This is a genomic window from Ruegeria sp. BHSC043 (assembly GCF_059612985.1).
On sequence record NZ_JBXWRS010000001.1, the window covers coordinates 378,126 to 396,247 of the forward strand.

Consider the following 18,122-nt stretch of genomic DNA (forward strand, 5'->3'; position numbering starts at 1 on the left):
GGAACAATGGTTGGCAGTGCAAATCTCAACATCATGATCAAGGCCGCACGCAAGGCGGGCCGATCGCTGGTAAAGGACTTTCGCGAAGTCGAGAACCTGCAGGTGTCGATGAAGGGCGCGGGCGATTTCGTCTCGAAGGCCGACATTGCCGCCGAGAAGATCCTGAAAGAGGAACTGCTGGGCGCGCGCCCCACTTATGGCTGGCTGGCCGAAGAGGGCGGCGAGATCGAGGGCGAAGACCCGACCCGGCGCTGGATCGTCGATCCGCTGGATGGCACCACTAACTTCCTGCACGGCCTGCCGCACTGGGCCATTTCGATCGCGCTGGAACACAAGGGCAAGATCGTCGCCGGCGTGATCTATGACCCCGCCAAGGACGAGATGTTCTTTGCCGAAAAGGGCGAAGGCGCCTGGATGAACGACATGCGTATCCGCGTGTCGGGCCGGCATCGCATGATCGAGTCGATCTTTTCGACCGGTCTGCCGTTTGGCGGGCGGTCCGATCTGCCGGCCACGCTGCAGGATCTGGCCCGGCTGATGCCGGTCTGCGCGGGCGTGCGCCGTTGGGGCGCCGCGGCGCTGGACATGGCCTATGTGGCTGCCGGTCGCTACGAGGGGTTCTGGGAACGTCGGCTGAATGCCTGGGACATGGCCGCGGGCATCATCATCGTGAAAGAGGCCGGTGGCCTTGTGCAGCCGCTGAACCCCGAGGGCAGCATTCTGGAGGATGGCGAAGTGATCTGTGCCAACGAGCCGATCTTCGACCAGTTCGCCGAGGTGATCCGGGGCTGAGCCTTCCGCTCAATCGGTTCGGTCCGAGGGGTGGTTGACCCCGTCATTCCACGGAATCGGGCCATGCGTGCGCGGGTTGCCACCTTCGATGCACCCCAGGTTGACCCCGCATTCCGCGGGGTCTGATCGCCTCTGGTGATAGACATATATCCCGCAGGTCTTGCAGAAATAGTGTTTGGCCGTGTGCGTGCCCCATGTGTAGAGGCTCAGATTGTCTGCGCCCTGCAGGATGCGCAGGCTGTCGGTGATGGCGGTCACGGCGGCGGCCCCACGGCGGATGCAAAAGGAACAGTCGCATCGGGCGGCCGTGGACAGGCCGCCGGGGAACTCGGCCTCAATCTTCACGGTGCCGCAATGGCAGGTGGCGGTCATCCGGGTCATCGGCGTGGCACTCTTGGTATGCGGGACTGGCTGAGCTTGTAGCGGTGTTCGGGATGCGGCGGGTGACCGTGGGTACGGCTCCAATAAGCTGGCCCGCCGCGTTTCAGCCACAGCGGGATGCACAAAATCAAACCGATCACGAAGCCGCCCGTATGCGCCCAATAGGCTACACCGCCGGCGTCAGGGTTGCTGGACACGCTGCCAAGGAACTGCATTCCCAACCAGACGCCCAGCATCACGAAGGCCGGGATAGTGAAGACCCGCACATAGGCGACCAGAATCAGCAGGATATCTACGCGTGCCCTTGGGAACATCAGAAGGTAGCCTCCCATGACCCCGGCAATGGCGCCCGAGGCGCCTATGGTCGGAACCAGCGACCCCGGGGCCGTGATGATGTGGATCAGCCCTGCGCCGATACCGGCGACCATGTAGAACAGCAGGAAGGGCAGGTGGCCCATCTCGTCTTCCAGGTTGTCGCCGAAGATCCAAAGGAACAGCATGTTGCCGATCAGATGCATCCAGCCGCCATGCAGGAACATCGACGTCACCAACGTCTCGAGCGCCACGCCGTCGCTGATGCGGGCGGGGATGATCGCATAGTCGAAATAGAACCGATTGATCAGCCGGGCGTCGTCCATGATTCCTACATAGCTGAGGAAAATCAAAACATTCGCCGCGATCAGCGCATAGACGACATAGGGCGTGCGCCCCGAGGGGTTGTGGTCTCGAATTGGGAACATGGGGGGACGCTGGGCTTTTCCTGGCCCAGCGTCAAGTCAGCTTATGCCGCACCGCCCAGAAGTGCGGCGTTTCCTCCGGCGGCCGTGGTATCGACGCAGACATGGCGCTCGGCCATCACCCGCGACCGGTCGGGCAAGCCGGGGATCAGCGGCAGGATGGGCCCGGTTCTGCGCGACAGATGCAGTTCGATCTGGCGCGCGGTGTCCGCGTCGCCCCACCACAGAACGCCTGCAATTCCCTGCAGGTCCTCCAGCCGGTGCAGGGCCAGCGCCCCCTCGGCCCGGATTGCCGTGCCGCCCAGAGCGAATATGGCCTCCGCCTGCGCCTTGGCCGCCTCGGGGCCGGGGCCTAGGCACAAGAACGGCGCGCGGGGAAACTCGGTCAGCCGGTTCGATTCACCGGTCGGTCCGGGCATCGAGCGGGTCGTCGGCGCGGCAGGCTGCCCGATCGGTGCGGGCAGGTCGGCCGCGGCGGACCATTCCGCGGCCACGACCTGTCGGTCCGGGGCGCAGAAACGGGCCAGATAGTTCGGCCCGCCCGCCTTGGGGCCGGTGCCGGACAGGCCTTCGCCGCCGAAGGGCTGCGAGCCGACGATCGCGCCGATCTGGTTGCGGTTGACATAGATGTTGCCCGCGTGGATCGCCTCGGTGACGTGCTGCACGCGGTCGTCGATGCGGGTGTGCAGGCCGAAGGTCAGGCCGTAGCCGGTGGCATTGATGTCGGCAATCACCTGGTCGATCTCGTGCGACTTGAAACGGGCGACATGCAGCACGGGGCCGAAGATCTCGCGTTCCAGCGCATTGATGCCGGGGACCTCTATCAGCGTGGGCGCCACGAAGATCCCCTCGGGCGGCAGCGCCAGTTCTTTCAACACACGACCCTCGGCGCGGGCCTTGGCGACGTGGTCGGCGATGCCCTGACGGGCCTGCTCGTCGATCACCGGGCCGCAATCAGTCGAGAGCAGCCACGGATCGCCCACCGACAGGGCGTTCATCGCGCCCTTGAGCATGGTCAGCACGTCATCGGCGATGTCCTCCTGCAGATACAGGCAGCGCAGGGCGGAACAGCGCTGGCCCGCCGACTGAAAGGCGCTTTCGATGATCGACTGCACGGCCTGCTCGGGCAGGGCGGTGCTGTCCACAATCATCGCGTTCAGCCCGCCGGTTTCGGCGATCAGCGGCGTGCCGGGTTTGAGGTTCTGGGCCATGGCCGCGCGGATTTTCAGGGCCGTCGCGGTCGAGCCGGTGAAGGCCACGCCCGAGACGCGCGGGTCGGATGTCAGCGCGGCGCCCACCGACGGCCCGCCCGGCAAGAGTTGCAGGGCATCGCGCGGCACGCCGGCCTGATGTAGCAGTTGCACGGCCCGGTGGGCGATCAGCGGGGTCTGCGGCGCGGGCTTGGCCAGCACGGCATTGCCGGTGGCAAGCGCGGCCGCGATCTGGCCGGTGAAGATGGCCAGCGGGAAGTTCCATGGGCTGATGCAGGTGAAGGTGCCCGCAGGCTCGCCCTCGGGGATGTTGGCGGCGTAGTAGCGCAGGAAGTCCACCGCCTCGCGCAGTTCGGCCGCCGCGTCGGGCAGCGATTTGCCGGCCTCGCGCGCCAGCAGGGCGAAGATTTCGCCATAGTGCTCCTCGTAGAGGTCTGCTGCGGCGTTGAGGATGCGGCTGCGCTCGGCCGTTGGGGCCTGCCACGGAGCAGCTGCGGCCAGCGCAAGTTCGACATCCGAGGCGCTGGCCGGGGCGACGGTGCCGGGCTGGTCCTGCGGGTGGGCCGGGTTCGTGACCACCTCGTCGGCCTCGGGCGAGGCCTCGTCGGCCAGCAACGGGCGGGCATACCAGTGATGGGCGCGGAAGGCGTGGCGCGCGGCGTCGATCGCATCCAGCGTCGGCGTATGGGCCAGGTCGAACCCGCGCGAGTTCGGGCGCTCGGGCAGGAACAGCTCGGGGCCGGTGGGCAGGTGTTTCGCGGGCTCTTGAACTGCCTCGAACGGGTCGGCGGCGACCTCTTCTGGCGGGACGTTCTCGTCAACGATCTGGTTGACGAAAGAGCTGTTGGCGCCGTTTTCCAAAAGGCGCCGCACCAGATAGGCCAGCAGGTCGCGATGCGCCCCGACCGGCGCGTAGATCCGGCAGCGGGTGTTCTGGCGCTCCATCACCAGCCGGTGCAGGGTTTCGCCCATGCCGTGCAGGCGCTGGAACTCGAAGGGCTGGTCCTCGGCCATATGCAGGATCGCGCTGACCGTGTGGGCGTTGTGGGTGGCAAATTGCGGATAGATCCGGTCGGTCATGCCCAGCAGCTTGCGGGCATTGGCGATGTAGGAGATGTCGGTCGCCGCCTTCTGGGTGAAGACCGGGAAGCCGTCGACGCCCGCGACCTGCGCGCGCTTGATCTCGGTGTCCCAGTAGGCGCCCTTGACGAGGCGCACCATCAGCTTGCGGTCGTGGCGCTCGGCCATGTCATAGAGCGTGTCCAGCACCAGCCCCGCGCGCGGGCCATAGGCCTGCACCACGATGCCGAACCCGTCCCAGCCCGCAAGCGCCGGTTCGGACATCACCGCCTCGATCACCTGCAACGACAGCGACAGGCGGTCGGCCTCTTCGGCGTCCACGTTCAGGCCCATGCCGGCGGCCTTGGCCAGAAGGGCAAGGGCCCGCAGGCGCGGCACCAGTTCGTGCATCACGCGCTCTTCCTGGGCTACTTCGTAGCGGGGATGCAGGGCCGACAGCTTGACCGAGATGCCGGGGTTGGCGCGGATGTCGTCATGGGTGCAGGCCTCGGCAATCGCGGCGATGGCGCGAGAATAGGCAAGGTGATAGCGCGCCGCGTCCGCCTCGGTGCGGGCGGCCTCGCCCAGCATGTCGTAGGAATAGGTGTAGCCCTTGGCCTCCATCCCGGCGGCGCGTTTCATGGCGGACTGGATGGTTTCGCCCAGAACGAACTGCCGGCCCATTTCCTTCATCGCGCGCCCGACGGCGGTGCGGATGACCGGCTCGCCCAGCCGCTTGATAGCGCCGCGCAGGGCGCTGACCGGCGAGGCCTTGCCCTCGTCCAGCACCTTGCCCGTCAGCATCAGCGCCCAGGTCGAGGCGTTGACCAGCGACGATGACGAGTGACCGAGATGCTTGCCCCAGTCCGAGGGTGCGATTTTGTCCTCGATCAGCGCGTCGATCGTGTCGGCATCGGGCACGCGCAAGAGCGCCTCGGCCAGGCACATCAGCGCCACGCCTTCTTCGGTCGAAAGGCCGTATTCGGCGAGGAATACCTCCATCAGCCCCGGCGCGGTGCTGGAGCGGATGTCGCGCACCAGTTGCGCAGCCGCCTCGCAGATGGCGGTGCGGTCCGCTTGGGTCAGGGCGGCCTGATCGGTCAGGGATTTCAGCAACGCGGTCTGGTCCGCGTAGGTCATGGAATCGATGGTGTGGCGCAGGCTGTGAGTCATGTGTCCTCCGGTCTTTCACGCAGTATACTTGCGATTTTGCGGGACAACGGACCGAAAATGAAATATCGGGCACCCGATGTCCTGAATTTAGGATCAAATGCCATGCGAAAAGACTTTCCGGGTTTGGACCGGTTCGACCGCGCGATTCTGTCCATCGTGGCCGAGGACGGGCGGATCTCGGTCGCGGATCTGGCCCGTCGGATCGGGCTGTCGAAATCGCCGACACAGGCGCGGCTGAAACGACTCGAGTCCGAGGGGATCATCACCGGCTACCGTGCGATGCTGGACCCGATCCGCCTGGGCCTGGACCATGTGGCCTTTGTCGAGGTGCGCCTGACCGACACGCGGGAAAAGGCGCTGGCCGAGTTCAACGCGGCCGTGCGCAAAGTGCCCGAGATCGAACAGGCGCACATGATCGCGTCGAATTTCGACTATCTGCTGAAGGTGCGGACCGGGTCTATGACGGAATATCGCGCGGTTCTGGCCGAAAAGATCTCGTCGCTGCCGCATGTGGCCAGCACCTCGACCTTCGTGGCGATGGAGGCGGTGAAAGAGACCGGGCTGGCCGATGCCATCGATGGTGTGGGTTGACGAAATCTGGTGGTGCGCCACCATTGGTATATGAGAAATCTTGTCCTTTCCGCAGTGCTGAGCACGGGCGTCGGGATCCCGGCGCTCGCCGAAACATGTCCTCCCGCGCCCGACCACGACGCCCGGCTGGGCGAACTGATCGACCAGATCCGGCAGGCCGATACCGAGATGGCCGCCCGCGAGATCTCGAACCAGATGTGGGAGTTGTGGGCCGACGCGCCAGACGAGGCCGCGCAGGCGGTTCTGGACAGCGGCATGTCGCTCCGCAGCGCCTGGGACCTGCTGGGCGCATTGCAGGATTTCGACCGGCTCATTGCCTATTGTCCAAACTATGCCGAAGGGTACAACCAGCGCGCCTTCGTCAATTTTCTGCGTCAGGATTTCGAGGCGGCACTGACCGATCTGGACCGCGCACTGGCGTTGTCGCCCAACCACATCGCGGCGATCAGCGGGCGCGCGCTGACCTTGATGGGCCTGCACCGAATCGACGAAGCGCGCGAGGAACTGGCTCGGGCGCTGGCCCTGAACCCGTGGTTGCCCGAACGTCACCTGGCCGCCAAGGGCGGGCCGCTGGCCCCTCTGGGGCAGGATCTTTGAACCCAATGATGGCCACCTCCGGCACAGGCCGGAGGTGGCGTTGAACCTAAGGCCGGATCAGCCCAGAACCTCGTTGTCAGTGCGCTTGATCGCGATGATCGCAGAACGCGGCGTGCCTCCGTCGGGCCAGTTTTTGCCGGGATGCTGGATGCCCACAAACATCGTGCGCCGATCCGCCGACCAGGTCAGGCCGGTGACCTCGCAGCCGTTCGGGCCGGTCATGAACCGCGCGATCTCGCCGGTGACCGGATCGCCGACCAGCATCTGGTTGTTGCCGTGCCCGGCAAAGTCGCCTTCGTTGTCGTCATTGCCGTCGGTCTGGATCCAGACCATCCCGGTGCTGTCGATCATCATGCCATCGGGCGAGTTGAACAGGTTGCCCTCGTTGATGTTTTCGGACCCGGCATAGGCATCGGAATGCACCGTCGGGTTGCCCGCCATGACGTACAGATCCCAGTCAAAGCCATCGGCGGCGTGGTCGTCATCCGCCGGGCGCCAGCGGACGATCTGGCCGTATTTGTTGGCCTCGCGCGGGTTGGGACCGTTGACCGAGGTGTCGTCGCCACCCGCATTCGGCTTGACGCCGCGGTTCTTGTTGTTGGTCAGGCAGCAATAGGCCTCGGACGCGACCGGGCTGGTGGCCACCCATTCGGGTCGATCCATGGTGGTGCCGCCCGCCTTCGAGGCCGCCATGCGGCTGAAGATCAGGATCTCGGCCTGCTCCATTCCGGTGGTCTCGGGCGTCAGCGGAACCCATTGCCCGGTACTGTCGTCATTGAACCTGGCCACATAGAGCGTCCCGTCATCCAGCAGCCCTTCGGTTTCGCCGCCGGGTGTGTATATGCCGTTCGAGACATAGCGGTACAGGTATTCGCCGCGTTCGTCATCGCCCATGTAGACCACCACGCGGCCATCCCGGGCCAACTCGACAGCGGCGTTTTCGTGCTTGAAACGCCCCAGACCGGTGCGCTTGACCGGCGTGCTTTCGGGGTCGGTCGGGTCGATCTCGACCACCCAACCGGCGCGGTGCGGCTCGTTGGGGTTCTTCGAGGTGTCAAAGCGCGGATCGAACAATTCGTAGCCGTTCCAGCTCTGGGCCTTGATGCCATAGCGTTTGTAGCCGTCGGCGACTTTGGGGTCGTAGCTGGCAGTCTCGTCGCTCGAGCCGAAATAGCCGTTGAAGTTTTCCTCGCAGGTCAGATAGGTGCCCCAAGGCGTCTTGCCCGCGCCGCAGTTGTTCAGGGTGCCCAGCGACTGGGTGCCGGTCGGGTCGGCCTCGGTCTTCATCAGGTCGTGCCCGGCGGCGGGGCCTGCGATCTTCATGGGCGTGTTGTGATAGATGCGGCGGTTGAACGGGCTGTCCTTGACGACGGTCCAGCCATCGGCGCCTTCGGCGATCTCCATCACGGTCACGCCTTGGATGTTCTGCAGCTTGCGCACGTCATCGGCGCTGGCGGGTTTGCCGTCCTGAGCGGCGGGCAAGTTGATCTTGCGGTTGGGGTATTCGTGGTTCACCGCGATCAGTTGGCGACCACGATACGAAAATGCCTCCATCCCGTCGGTATTCTCGCCGAAAATACGATCAGATTTTTCGACCGGGCCGCCATCGGTGACGTCATAGCCGTCGGCGTCCGAGAACAGCGGATCGCCCCAGCGGATCAGAACCTTCCAATCGTAGCCCTCGGGCACATGCACCGTCCCGTCGGTCTGGGCCGGGATTGGTGTGAAGGCAAACCGTGACGCGGCCTGGGCCTGTGCCGAGGTCGACCCCAGCAGGCCGGTGCCCATTGCGGCGGCCCCGGAGCCGAAGGCAAGAACGCCGCTCAGAAACCCCCGGCGCGACAGCGCGCTGTCCACGACACGGTCAAAATCGTTCTCGGCGGGGCGGGGGAAATGCAGCTCGTCCCAATCGTCGGCGGACAGGGTGGTGGGATCAACGTCTTTCATGGGGTAGTTCCTCGCTGTCGGAATGGATTCGTGAAACGGATTTAGGCACTGAGTATGACAAACACTTGAAGGCTGGGCAGGGCGAGCGGACGATACGGCAATCTGACGGCACATTGAGGCCGAGGCTGCGGCACGAACACAGGCAAAGCCGCACGGAAAAGCACGCGAACCACCGATTTCGGTGCTTGACGACCGCCCGGGCATGGACTACTCAGCCCAGCACCAAGCGGGTATAGCTTAATGGTAAAGCCCCTGCCTTCCAAGCAGGTTATGTCGGTTCGATTCCGTCTACCCGCTCCAGTCTTCCCGGAGATGCTTGCGTCAAATAGCCCTTGCCAAGGGCTGATGTGCCACGGACAGCTTGACCCGACCGGCCTGTGCCGCCAAGAAGCCCCATCAACAGCTGATCGCGAAACAAGGGCCAGGCATGGCAAGACCACAACCCGCCAACCAAGCAACCAAACAGGCACACGGTTCGCATGACGAACGCCCCGGATCGCGGAAACTGGGCGTTCTGGCCTCGCTCTGGCCGTTCTTGCGGCCTTACCGCCTGTTGATGATCGGGGCGACGCTGGCGCTGGTTCTGACCGCCAGCATGACGCTGACGCTGCCGCTGGCGGTGCGACGGGTGGTCGACAATTTCCGTATCGAAGATGGCGAGTTGCTGGATTGGTACTTCCTGGCGGCGCTGGGTATTGCCGCGATGCTGGCCGTGGGCACAGGGGTCCGCTATGCGCTGGTTACGCGGCTGGGCGAGCGGGTCGTGGCCGACATCCGCAAGGCCGTGTTCGACCGCGTGATCGGGATGAGCCCGGCCTTCTATGAACGCATCATGACCGGCGAGGTGCTCAGCCGGATCACCACCGACACGACGCTGATCCAGTCAGTTCTGGGCTCGTCGGTCTCGATCGCGCTGCGCAACATGCTGCTGTTCTTCGGCGGTTTGGTTCTGATGCTGCTGACCTCGGCCAAGCTGACCGGGCTGGTGCTGTTGCTGATCCCGGTGGTGGTGGTGCCGATCCTGGTGCTCGGTCGGCGCCTGCGGGCCATCAGCCGCGAGAACCAGGACTGGATCGCGGCCAGTTCCGGTAACGCGGGCGAGGCGCTGGGCGCGGTGCAGACTGTGCAGGCCTTTACCCACGAGGATGCCAGCCGCAAGCAATTCGCCGACCTGACCGAGACCGCCTATCAGGCGTCCCTGCGCCGCATCCAGACGCGCGCGGTTCTTACGGTGATCGTGATCTTCCTTGTGTTCTCGGGGATCGTCGGCGTGTTGTGGATGGGCGCGAACGATGTGCGCAACGGCGTGATGACCGAAGGCGTTCTGATCCAGTTCGTGATCTATTCGATCATCATGGCCGGGTCCGTGGCTGCCCTTTCCGAAATCTGGAGCGAGCTGCAACGCGCCGCAGGCGCAACCGAACGGCTGGTCGAGTTGCTGAACGCCGAGGGTACGGTCAACGACCCGGCGCAACCCAAGGCGCTGCCGCAGCCGGTCAAGGGGCAGATCTCTTTCGACAAAGTGAACTTCCGCTATCCGGCCCGTCCCGACGTTCTGGCTCTGGACGATCTGTCGCTGACGGTGAGCCCGGGCGAGACCGTGGCTTTCGTCGGCCCCTCGGGCGCGGGCAAGACGACCGTGATCCAGTTGATCCAGCGATTTTATGACCCCGAGGCCGGTCAGGTCAGCCTGGACGGGATCGACTTGCGCGACATGCGCCGGGCAGATTTCCGGCAGTACATGGCCTTGGTGCCGCAGGACCCAGTGATCTTTGCGGCCTCGGCGCGCGAGAACATCCGCTTCGGACGGCTGGACGCCTCGGATGCCGAGGTCGAGGCCGCCGCCCGTGCCGCCGCGGCGCATGACTTCATCTCGGCCCTTCCCGAAGGCTATGACAGTTTCGTCGGCGAACGCGGCGTGATGCTGTCGGGCGGGCAGAAACAGCGCATCGCCATCGCGCGGGCGATTTTACGCGACGCTCCGGTTCTGCTGCTGGACGAGGCGACATCGGCGCTGGATGCCGAGAGCGAGCGCGCAGTTCAGGCCGCCGTCGACCAAATGCGCGCCGGGCGCACTACCCTGATCGTGGCGCACCGTCTGGCCACCGTGAAAAAGGCCGATCGCATCGTGGTGATGGAGAACGGCCGGATCGTGGCGCAGGGCACCCATGACGACCTGGTGGCACAAGGTGGGCTCTATGCGCGTCTGGCGCGCCTCCAGTTCACCGATGGCGTGGCCGCCGAGTGAAGTGACGCGCGGGCAATTCCCGAACCGCCGTAGCGTCATTCTACATTTTCCCCTTGCCCGAGGGTAAGCCCTCGCTTGCGCAGGGCACTGTTTGCTTTCATCTTGAAAGCGATGGACAGCCTGCGAAAAACGCAGGGCAGAAATGGGGAGGAACCACATGGCCTTTGTGGGCAAGGAAGACAAAATCAGGATCGAGCAGGAAATGCCGTGGGAGGCCCGCGACGTACCCGTCTCGTTCCATCAGCTGCTCTCGCGGACGGCCGCTAAGTTCCCGGATCGCAACGCGATCAGTTTCCAGATCCTGTCCGGCCCCAAGGACAAGGCCGAAACCCTGACATGGTCGAAACTGCTGGCCAAGACGAACCAGGCAGCCAATCTGTTCCGTTCTTTGGGGGTCAAGGAAAACGACGTGGTGGCCTATGTGCTGCCTAACTGCAACGAGACGTTGATCACTATGATGGGCGGCGCGGTGGCCGGGATCGTGAACCCAATCAACCCGCTGCTCGAGCCCGAGCAGATCGCGTCGATCCTGCGTGAGACCAAGGCCAAGGTCGTGGTCACGCTGAAGCCTTTCCCAAAGACGGATGTGGCGCAGAAGGTCGCCGAGGCCGTGCGCCACGCGCCGGGTGTCAACACCGTGCTGGAGATCGATCTGAACCGGTACCTGACGCCGCCGAAATCGTGGATTGTGCCGTTGGTCCGGCCCAAGATGGAGGACAAAGAGCATCTGGCCCACGCCGACTACCTGGATTTCAACAAGGAACTGGCCAAGCAACCCACCACGCTGACCTTCGAGGACAGCAAAGAGGACCGGGTCGCCTGCTATTTCCACACCGGCGGCACCACGGGAATGCCGAAGGTCGCGCAGCACAAATATTCCGGCATGATCTACAATGGGTGGCTGGGCCACACGCTGCTGTTCTCGGAAGAGGACGTGATCATGTGCCCGCTGCCGATGTTCCACGTCTTTGCCTGCCATGTGATCGTGATGGCGGCGGTGTCGTCGGGCGCCCATGTGGTGTTCCCGACCCCCGCCGGGTATCGCGGCGACGGTGTGTTCGACAACTTCTGGAAATTGATCGAGCGCTGGAAGGTTTCGTTCATCATCACCGTGCCCACGGCGATCTCGGCCAAGATGCAGCGCCCGGTGGATGCAGACATCTCGACCGTCAAGACGGCCTTCTCGGGGTCGGCCCCGCTGCCGGTCGAGCTGTTCCGCCGGTTCGAGAAAGCGACCGGTGTGACCATCGTCGAAGGCTATGGCCTGACCGAGGCCACCTGCCTGGTGTCCTGCAACCCGGTGGATGGCGAGAAGAAGATCGGCTCGATCGGGATCCCGTTCCCGTACACTGACGTCAAGATCCTGCGCGACGGCCCCGACGGACCCAAGGAATGCGCGGTGGACGAAGTGGGCGAGATCTGCGTGTCGAACCCGGGCGTCTATGCCGGGAACACCTATACAGAGGAAGACAAGAACGTCGATCTGTACTACTTCGACAAATACCTGCGCACCGGCGACTTGGGTCGGTTCGATGCGGACGGGTATCTGTGGATCACCGGCCGCGCCAAGGATCTGATCATTCGCGGCGGTCACAACATCGACCCGGCCGAGATTGAAGAGGCCTTGCTGGGCCATGACGCGGTGGCCTTCGCCGGCGCCATCGGTCAGCCCGACGCTCATGCGGGCGAAGTCCCCTGTTCCTTTGTCGAACTGGTCGAAGGCGCCAGCGTGACCGAGGAAGAACTGCTGGAATACTGCAAGATCCACGTGCATGAACGCGCCGCGCATCCCAAGCACATGACCATCCTGCCCGAGCTGCCGAAAACCGCGGTGGGCAAGGTTTTCAAGCCTGAACTGCGCAAACAGGCGATCACGCGGGTCTACAATCAGGCGTTGGAAACCGCCGGCGTTCCGGCGCGGGTCGTGTCGGTCATCGACGACAAAAAGCGGGGCCTTGTCGCGCAGCTTGACGTGAACGGTGCATCCGAGGACGATGTGAACCAGGTGCTGGGCAACTTCACCCGGCCATGGGAGTGGGCCGACTGATCCGGAGGGGCAATGGACTATGAACGTCTGATCGACGAGGAGACCTGGGCGTTCATCCGGCGCACCGCCGAAAGCTATCCCGAAGACGCGGTGGAGCGGTCCATCGAGGACCAGCGCAGCGTCTACGACGACATGTGCCGCGCGTTTCGGCAGCCGCGTCCACCGGGCGTCGAAACGCGGGACACCTCGGCCGATGGGGTCGGGGTGCGCGTCTATTTCTGCGGCGATCCAACCCGAACCGTCGTCTACATGCATGGCGGCGGGTTCGTCGTGGGCGGGCTGGACAGCCACGATGACGTCTGCGCCGAACTGTGCGCCCAAACCGGCTATCGGGTGGTGGCGGTCGACTACCGGCTGTGTCCTGAACATATTCATCCGGCGCAGTTCGAGGATTGCTGGACCGCGGCGAACTGGGTGCAATCCGAATTCGGCGACCCGCTGGTTCTGGCCGGGGACAGCGCGGGCGGAAACCTGGCCGCAGCCGTCGCCCATCATGCGCGCGGGCGGATTGGGAACATCCTGGGGCAGGTTCTGATCTATCCCGGTTTGGGTGGCGACCCGAACCAGGGATCGTATATCGAACACGCCCACGCGCCGATGCTGACGCGCGACGAGGTTCTGTTCTATGAAAGAGTCCGGTGTGGCGGCGCCGTTCCGGAACTTGACCCCAAATTCGCCCCCCTGCACGATACCGACTTTTCCGGGCTGCCGCCGACGGTGGTGGTAACCGCCGACTGTGACCCGCTACGCGATGACGGTGCCGCGTACTGCGCCAAAATCACCGCCGCCGGTGGGCAGGCGCATTGGATCAACGAAGCCGGCCTCGTGCATGGCTACCTGCGCGCCCGCCATTCGGTGACCCGCGCCGCCGACAGCTTCGAACGGATCTCGATCGCGGTCGAGGCGTTGGGGCAGGGGTTGTGGAACTACGACTGACGGCGCTCAGCGCAGGAATGGCTTGGCCTTCATCGTCTCGGCCACCGGAGCGCCCATGCGGGTCAGAACCGTGGGCGCCAACTGCAACTGGTCAATGACCGTTTCCGCATCGGGGCCTTCGGCATCGCCGAAGTAGTACAGCGCCGTTTCCTGCTGTAGGGGGCTGCGCCCGCCGTGGTGGCCGCGCTCGTCCTGGCCGTGATCGGCGGTCACGATCACCTCGTATCCCAACTGCCGCCAGCGGGGAATGAAGGGGGCCAGCATCTCGTCCATGACGAAGCAGGCGTGATCCATCTCTTCACAATCGTGGTAGAACCGGTGGCCCATGCTGTCGAGCGTACAGGTATGGAGAATGCCGTATTCCAGCCCGAACCGCAGGCACAGGTTGGTCAGGGTCGCAAACAGGTCGACATCGGACGGCGTCATCTGGTTGGCTTTGCCATAGCCCGTCATCGAGTGGAACCGGCCGTGATTGATGGACGGGCTGTCCGGCTCGTCATATTCGATGTCGCGCACATAGTCGAAGGGGTGGCGGTTGAAGAACTCCGACCAAAAGCTGTGGGTGACGGCCCCGGTCACGCCGCCGGCCTCGCGCACTTGGCTGAAGATGTCCTTGTGGTCCAGCCGGAACACGTTGCCGTTTCCGGTGCAGCCATGCTCCTGCGGTGAAACGCCGGTGTGGATCGAGGCATAGCAGCTGGCCGAGATCGACGGCAGCACAGAGCGGTGTTTCCAAACTCGCGCCTCGCCGCTGTCGACCCAGCCTTCGAGATTGCCGAAAAGCCGGCGGAAATTGCGCCAGGGAACCCCGTCGAGAATGATCAGCAGCAGTTTGCGGTCCATCGCGATCTCCTTGTTCGCGGGGTTTGTTTCCGGTCGAGTCTATCGCCTGAAACGCGCGCGACCTGTCAATTCGCGCTCGGAATGGCAAAAATCCCGACGTCTGTCTTGGGACAAAACGCCGGGATTTCCGGTTTTGGGCGGTTCAGTTGCCGGCGCTCTCCATCTTGCGGTGGGCCACGACCTCTTCCAGCCAGCCCAGATGCATCTCGGGGACCGAGCTGAGCAGCAGATCGGTATAGTCGTCGAATGGCGGGCTCAGCACCTGCGATTTGGGTCCATAGCGCACCACGCGCCCCTGATACATCACGGCAATGCTGTCGCTGATGGCGCGCACCGTCGCCAGGTCATGGGTGATGAACAGATAGGCGACGTCCTCGATCTTCTGCAGGTCCAGCAACAGCTTGAGGATGCCGTCCGCCACCAGTGGATCCAGCGCCGATGTGACCTCGTCACAGATGATCATCTTGGGCTTGGCCGCCAGCGCGCGGGCAATGCACACACGCTGCTTCTGACCTCCTGACAGCTCCGCCGGATAGCGATCGATGAAACCTTCGCCCAGTTCGATCTCGTCCAACAGTTCGATGATGCGCTTGTGCTTCTCGGCGCCGCGCATGTTGAAGTAGAACTCGAGCGGCCGGCCGATAATGGTACCCACCGTCTGGCGCGGGTTCATCGCAACATCGGCCATCTGGTAAATCATCTGCAACTCGCGCAGGTCCTCGCGCGAGCGTCCGGCCAGATCGGGGCTGAGCTTGCGCCCGGCAAAGGTGATCTCGCCGTCGCGCGGGGGCAGCAGGCCGGTGATCACCCGGGCCAGCGTGGATTTTCCCGAGCCGGATTCGCCCACGACTGCCAATGTCTGGCCGGGATGGACCTCGACATTGACGTTGTGCAGAACGTCGAAATTCAGTCCCTTGTAGCGGGCGGTGATGCCATCCACCTGCAGCACCGGTTTCGGCGTCGGTTGCTTTTCCTCATGGTCGATCGAACGCACCGAGACCAGCGCCTTGGTGTATTCCTCCTGCGGGTCGTTGATGATCTGGTCGGTGGTGCCGTATTCGACCATATCGCCCATCCGCAGCACCATGATGTCATCGCTGACCTGCGCCACGACCGCCAGATCGTGGGTGATGTACAGCGCGGCCACACCCGTGTCACGGATCGCTTCCTTGATCGCCATCAGAACGTCGATCTGGGTTGTCACGTCAAGCGCGGTCGTGGGTTCGTCGAACACCACCAGATCCGGCTCGGGGCACAGCGCCAGCGCCGTCATGCAACGCTGCAACTGCCCACCCGAGACCTGATGCGGATAGCGGTTGCCGATGTTGTCCGGGTCGGGAAGGCCCAGCTTGGCGAACAGCTCACGCGCGCGGGCTTCGGCCTCTTTGCGGCCGAACTTCTTCTGCTCGACCGCAGCTTCGACCACCTGATCCATGATCTTCTTGGCCGGGTTGAAGGACGCTGCCGCCGATTGCGACACATAGGTCACCTCGCCGCCGCGCAGTTTGCGGATATCCGAGAGCGACGTCTTGAGAATATCGCGCCCGTTCACCCAGACCTCGCCGCCGGTGATCTTCACGCCGCCCCGGCCATAGGCCATCGAGGCCAGCCCGATGGTCGACTTCCCGGCACCGGATTCTCCGATCAGCCCCAGCACCTTGCCGCGCTCGAGGTCAAAGCTGACCCCGTGCACGATCTCGATGTCGCGGGGTTTTTCGCCCGGCGGATAGACGGTCGCGCCGATCTTGAGGTCACGGACCTTGAGAAGGGTATCGCTCATCCCCGGCCTCCTTTCAGCGATGTGGTGCGGTTCAGGATCCAGTCAGCCACCAAATTGACCGAGATGGCCAGCGTGGCGATGGCCACCGCCGGATACAGCGCCGCGCCGATGCCATAGACGATGCCGTCCTTGTTTTCTTTCACGATGCCGCCCCAATCGGCCAGCGGGGGCTGAACGCCCAGGCCCAGGAACGACAGGGTCGAGACGAACAGCACCATGAAGATGAAGCGCAGGCCCAGTTCGGCCACCAGCGGTGACAACGCGTTGGGCAGGATCTCGCGGAAGATGATCCAGCCGCGGCCTTCGCCGCGCAGCTTTGCGGCCTCGACATAGTCCATGACCTCGATGTCAACAGCCACGGCCCGGGCCAGGCGATAGACGCGGGTGGCGTCCAACAGGCCCATGACCACGATCAGAACCGGGATGGTGACCGGCACCATCGCCAGAACTACCAGCGCGGTGATTAGCGACGGGATCGACATGATCAGGTCCACGGTCCGCGACATCACCTGATCAGCCCAGCCCCCCAGTACGGCGGCCAGAAATCCCAGGATCGAACCGGTGACGAAGCTGAGGATGGTGGCGGCGGTAGCGATGAAGATCGTGGTGCGCCCGCCATAGATCATGCGGCTGAGAAGGTCGCGGCCGATATTGTCGGTGCCCAGCCAGAATTCCGAACTCGAGGGTTCCCATACGTCGCCCACAACCTCGGCCATGCCGTAGGGCGCCAGGAAGGGTGCAAAGACGGCGATAATGAAATACAGGGCGGTGAAGGCCAGCCCGATCATTGCAGAGATTGGGATGTTCTTCATTTCGGGTGCCTCAGCCTTGGGTTGGCCAGGATCGCGACGATGTCGGCAACCATGTTTAGCCCGATATAGATTGCGGCAAAGATGACCCCGCAGGCCAGAACCACCGGCACGTCGCGCTTGGTCACATGGTCCACAAGGTACTGCCCCATGCCGGGATAGACGAACACCACCTCGACGACGACCACACCCACGACCAGATAGGCCAGGTTCAGCATCACCACGTTCACGATGGGGGCGATGGCGTTCGGGAAGGCATGGCGCCAGATGACCTTGAAGTTGCTCAGGCCCTTCAGTTCGGCCGTTTCGACATAGGCCGACTGCATCACGTTCAGGATCGCGGCGCGGGTCATGCGCATCATGTGTGCCAGAACCACCATGGTCAGCACGATGACGGGCAGCGCGATCGAGTTCAGTTTCTGCCAAAAGGACATGCTGTCATTGATCATCGCCAGCGGCGAGAACATGCCCAGTTTGACTGCCACGAAATAAACCAAGACATAGCCGATCAGGAACTCGGGGATCGAGATCGTCGTCAGGGTGACGGCCGAGATCAGCTTGTCGGGCCAGCGGTTGCGATAGCGGACCGCGACGAGGCCAAGGAAAATTGCAAGGGGCACCGAGACGATGGCCGCCCAGAAGGCAAGAAACAACGTATTGCCCAATCGGTTGCTGACCGACTCGGCGATGTCCAGCTTGTTGGTCAGGGACGTGCCCATGTCACCTTGGACAATTCCGCCAAGCCATTCGAAATACCGGGTCAAGGCGGGACGGTTCAGCCCCATCTCCTCACGCAGGTTGGCAAGGGATTCAGGGGTCGCGGACTGCCCCAGGACGGCTTGCGCGGCGTCTCCGGGTAGGGCCTCGGTCAACCCGAAAATCAGGGCCGAAGCGCCAAACAGCAAGAGGAATCCCAGCGCCAGGCGCTGGGAAACCAGTTTGATGATAGGATGCATACCTGTCGATCCGAG

At 63.9% G+C, this 18,122-nt stretch carries 14 protein-coding genes and 1 tRNA gene; 7 read left to right on the top strand and 8 right to left on the bottom strand.

Annotated elements, in window-relative coordinates:
- The first annotated feature begins 6 nt into the window (after positions 1–6).
- Entirely contained in the window at positions 7–792 is a 786-nt protein-coding gene (locus tag AC2FMM_RS01860) for an inositol monophosphatase family protein (RefSeq protein WP_496795637.1), read from the top strand.
- Between the two features lie 9 nt (positions 793–801).
- Here AC2FMM_RS01860 and AC2FMM_RS01865 read toward each other — a convergent pair whose 3' ends face one another.
- The 3 genes from AC2FMM_RS01865 to putA are packed head-to-tail and all read right to left on the bottom strand — an operon-like array spanning position 802 to position 5,353.
- Entirely contained in the window at positions 802–1,173 is a 372-nt protein-coding gene (locus AC2FMM_RS01865; protein WP_496681771.1) for a GFA family protein, read from the bottom strand.
- Positions 1,170–1,913, bottom strand: a complete 744-nt coding sequence (locus AC2FMM_RS01870) for a rhomboid family intramembrane serine protease (RefSeq protein ID WP_496795638.1) — start codon at positions 1,911–1,913, stop codon at positions 1,170–1,172. The genes AC2FMM_RS01865 and AC2FMM_RS01870 overlap by 4 nt, the downstream gene beginning before the upstream one ends.
- 41 nt (positions 1,914–1,954) lie before the next feature.
- Complete coding sequence (gene putA, locus AC2FMM_RS01875) at positions 1,955–5,353, bottom strand: bifunctional proline dehydrogenase/L-glutamate gamma-semialdehyde dehydrogenase PutA (RefSeq protein ID WP_496795639.1); 3,399 nt, start codon at positions 5,351–5,353, stop codon at positions 1,955–1,957.
- 102 nt (positions 5,354–5,455) lie between these two features.
- Here putA and AC2FMM_RS01880 point away from each other — a divergent pair, with 102 nt between their 5' ends.
- The gene (locus AC2FMM_RS01880; protein ID WP_496712236.1) at positions 5,456–5,944 is read left to right on the top strand and encodes an Lrp/AsnC family transcriptional regulator; all 489 of its coding nucleotides are present in this window, start codon (positions 5,456–5,458) and stop codon (positions 5,942–5,944) included.
- 30 nt (positions 5,945–5,974) lie between these two features.
- Entirely contained in the window at positions 5,975–6,541 is a 567-nt protein-coding gene (locus AC2FMM_RS01885) for a tetratricopeptide repeat protein (protein ID WP_496795640.1), read from the top strand.
- A 57-nt stretch (positions 6,542–6,598) separates the two neighbouring features.
- Here the strand turns inward: AC2FMM_RS01885 and AC2FMM_RS01890 are convergent, their stop codons facing one another.
- Positions 6,599–8,488 carry a PhoX family protein gene (locus AC2FMM_RS01890; protein ID WP_496795641.1) on the bottom strand — a complete coding sequence of 630 codons (1,890 nt, stop codon included), beginning with the start codon at positions 8,486–8,488 and terminating at the stop codon, positions 6,599–6,601.
- A 226-nt stretch (positions 8,489–8,714) separates the two neighbouring features.
- Here AC2FMM_RS01890 and AC2FMM_RS01895 point away from each other — a divergent pair.
- The 4 genes from AC2FMM_RS01895 (at position 8,715) to AC2FMM_RS01910 (ending at position 13,719) form a co-directional block, all read left to right on the top strand.
- Positions 8,715–8,788: transfer RNA gene (locus AC2FMM_RS01895), tRNA-Gly, on the top strand.
- A 127-nt stretch (positions 8,789–8,915) separates the two neighbouring features.
- On the top strand, positions 8,916–10,736 hold the full coding sequence (locus tag AC2FMM_RS01900) for an ABC transporter transmembrane domain-containing protein (RefSeq protein WP_496795642.1): 1,821 nt from the start codon (positions 8,916–8,918) through the stop codon (positions 10,734–10,736).
- Positions 10,737–10,893: 157 nt separating this feature from the next.
- On the top strand, positions 10,894–12,783 hold the full coding sequence (locus AC2FMM_RS01905; protein ID WP_496683579.1) for an acyl-CoA synthetase: 1,890 nt from the start codon (positions 10,894–10,896) through the stop codon (positions 12,781–12,783).
- Positions 12,784–12,795: 12 nt separating this feature from the next.
- Complete coding sequence (locus tag AC2FMM_RS01910) at positions 12,796–13,719, top strand: alpha/beta hydrolase (RefSeq protein ID WP_496795643.1); 924 nt, start codon at positions 12,796–12,798, stop codon at positions 13,717–13,719.
- A gap of 6 nt (positions 13,720–13,725) precedes the next feature.
- Here AC2FMM_RS01910 and AC2FMM_RS01915 read toward each other — a convergent pair whose 3' ends face one another.
- The 4 genes from AC2FMM_RS01915 to AC2FMM_RS01930 form a co-directional block, all read right to left on the bottom strand.
- A complete protein-coding gene (locus tag AC2FMM_RS01915) occupies positions 13,726–14,562 on the bottom strand; it encodes an alkaline phosphatase family protein (RefSeq protein ID WP_496795644.1) in 837 nt (278 codons plus the stop codon).
- Between the two features lie 142 nt (positions 14,563–14,704).
- Positions 14,705–16,342 carry an ABC transporter ATP-binding protein gene (locus AC2FMM_RS01920; protein WP_496795645.1) on the bottom strand — a complete coding sequence of 546 codons (1,638 nt, stop codon included), beginning with the start codon at positions 16,340–16,342 and terminating at the stop codon, positions 14,705–14,707.
- Positions 16,339–17,154, bottom strand: coding sequence for an ABC transporter permease (locus AC2FMM_RS01925; protein WP_170340710.1), 816 nt, complete (start codon positions 17,152–17,154; stop codon positions 16,339–16,341). Before AC2FMM_RS01925 ends, AC2FMM_RS01920 begins: the two co-directional genes overlap by 4 nt.
- Positions 17,151–18,107 carry an ABC transporter permease gene (locus AC2FMM_RS01930; protein WP_496683567.1) on the bottom strand — a complete coding sequence of 319 codons (957 nt, stop codon included), beginning with the start codon at positions 18,105–18,107 and terminating at the stop codon, positions 17,151–17,153. Before AC2FMM_RS01930 ends, AC2FMM_RS01925 begins: the two co-directional genes overlap by 4 nt.
- Positions 18,108–18,122: the final 15 nt, after the last annotated feature.

Bases quoted from the DNA above. Each gene is read 5' to 3' on its own strand.
- AC2FMM_RS01860 (WP_496795637.1), top strand. From the start codon at position 7: ATGGTTGGCAGTGCAAATCTCAACATCATGATCAAGGCCGCACGCAAG.
- AC2FMM_RS01865 (WP_496681771.1), bottom strand. From the start codon at position 1,173: ATGACCCGGATGACCGCCACCTGCCATTGCGGCACCGTGAAGATTGAG.
- AC2FMM_RS01870 (WP_496795638.1), bottom strand. From the start codon at position 1,913: ATGTTCCCAATTCGAGACCACAACCCCTCGGGGCGCACGCCCTATGTC.
- putA (WP_496795639.1), bottom strand. From the start codon at position 5,353: ATGACTCACAGCCTGCGCCACACCATCGATTCCATGACCTACGCGGAC.
- AC2FMM_RS01880 (WP_496712236.1), top strand. From the start codon at position 5,456: ATGCGAAAAGACTTTCCGGGTTTGGACCGGTTCGACCGCGCGATTCTG.
- AC2FMM_RS01885 (WP_496795640.1), top strand. From the start codon at position 5,975: ATGAGAAATCTTGTCCTTTCCGCAGTGCTGAGCACGGGCGTCGGGATC.
- AC2FMM_RS01890 (WP_496795641.1), bottom strand. From the start codon at position 8,488: ATGAAAGACGTTGATCCCACCACCCTGTCCGCCGACGATTGGGACGAG.
- AC2FMM_RS01900 (WP_496795642.1), top strand. From the start codon at position 8,916: ATGGCAAGACCACAACCCGCCAACCAAGCAACCAAACAGGCACACGGT.
- AC2FMM_RS01905 (WP_496683579.1), top strand. From the start codon at position 10,894: ATGGCCTTTGTGGGCAAGGAAGACAAAATCAGGATCGAGCAGGAAATG.
- AC2FMM_RS01910 (WP_496795643.1), top strand. From the start codon at position 12,796: ATGGACTATGAACGTCTGATCGACGAGGAGACCTGGGCGTTCATCCGG.
- AC2FMM_RS01915 (WP_496795644.1), bottom strand. From the start codon at position 14,562: ATGGACCGCAAACTGCTGCTGATCATTCTCGACGGGGTTCCCTGGCGC.
- AC2FMM_RS01920 (WP_496795645.1), bottom strand. From the start codon at position 16,342: ATGAGCGATACCCTTCTCAAGGTCCGTGACCTCAAGATCGGCGCGACC.
- AC2FMM_RS01925 (WP_170340710.1), bottom strand. From the start codon at position 17,154: ATGAAGAACATCCCAATCTCTGCAATGATCGGGCTGGCCTTCACCGCC.
- AC2FMM_RS01930 (WP_496683567.1), bottom strand. From the start codon at position 18,107: ATGCATCCTATCATCAAACTGGTTTCCCAGCGCCTGGCGCTGGGATTC.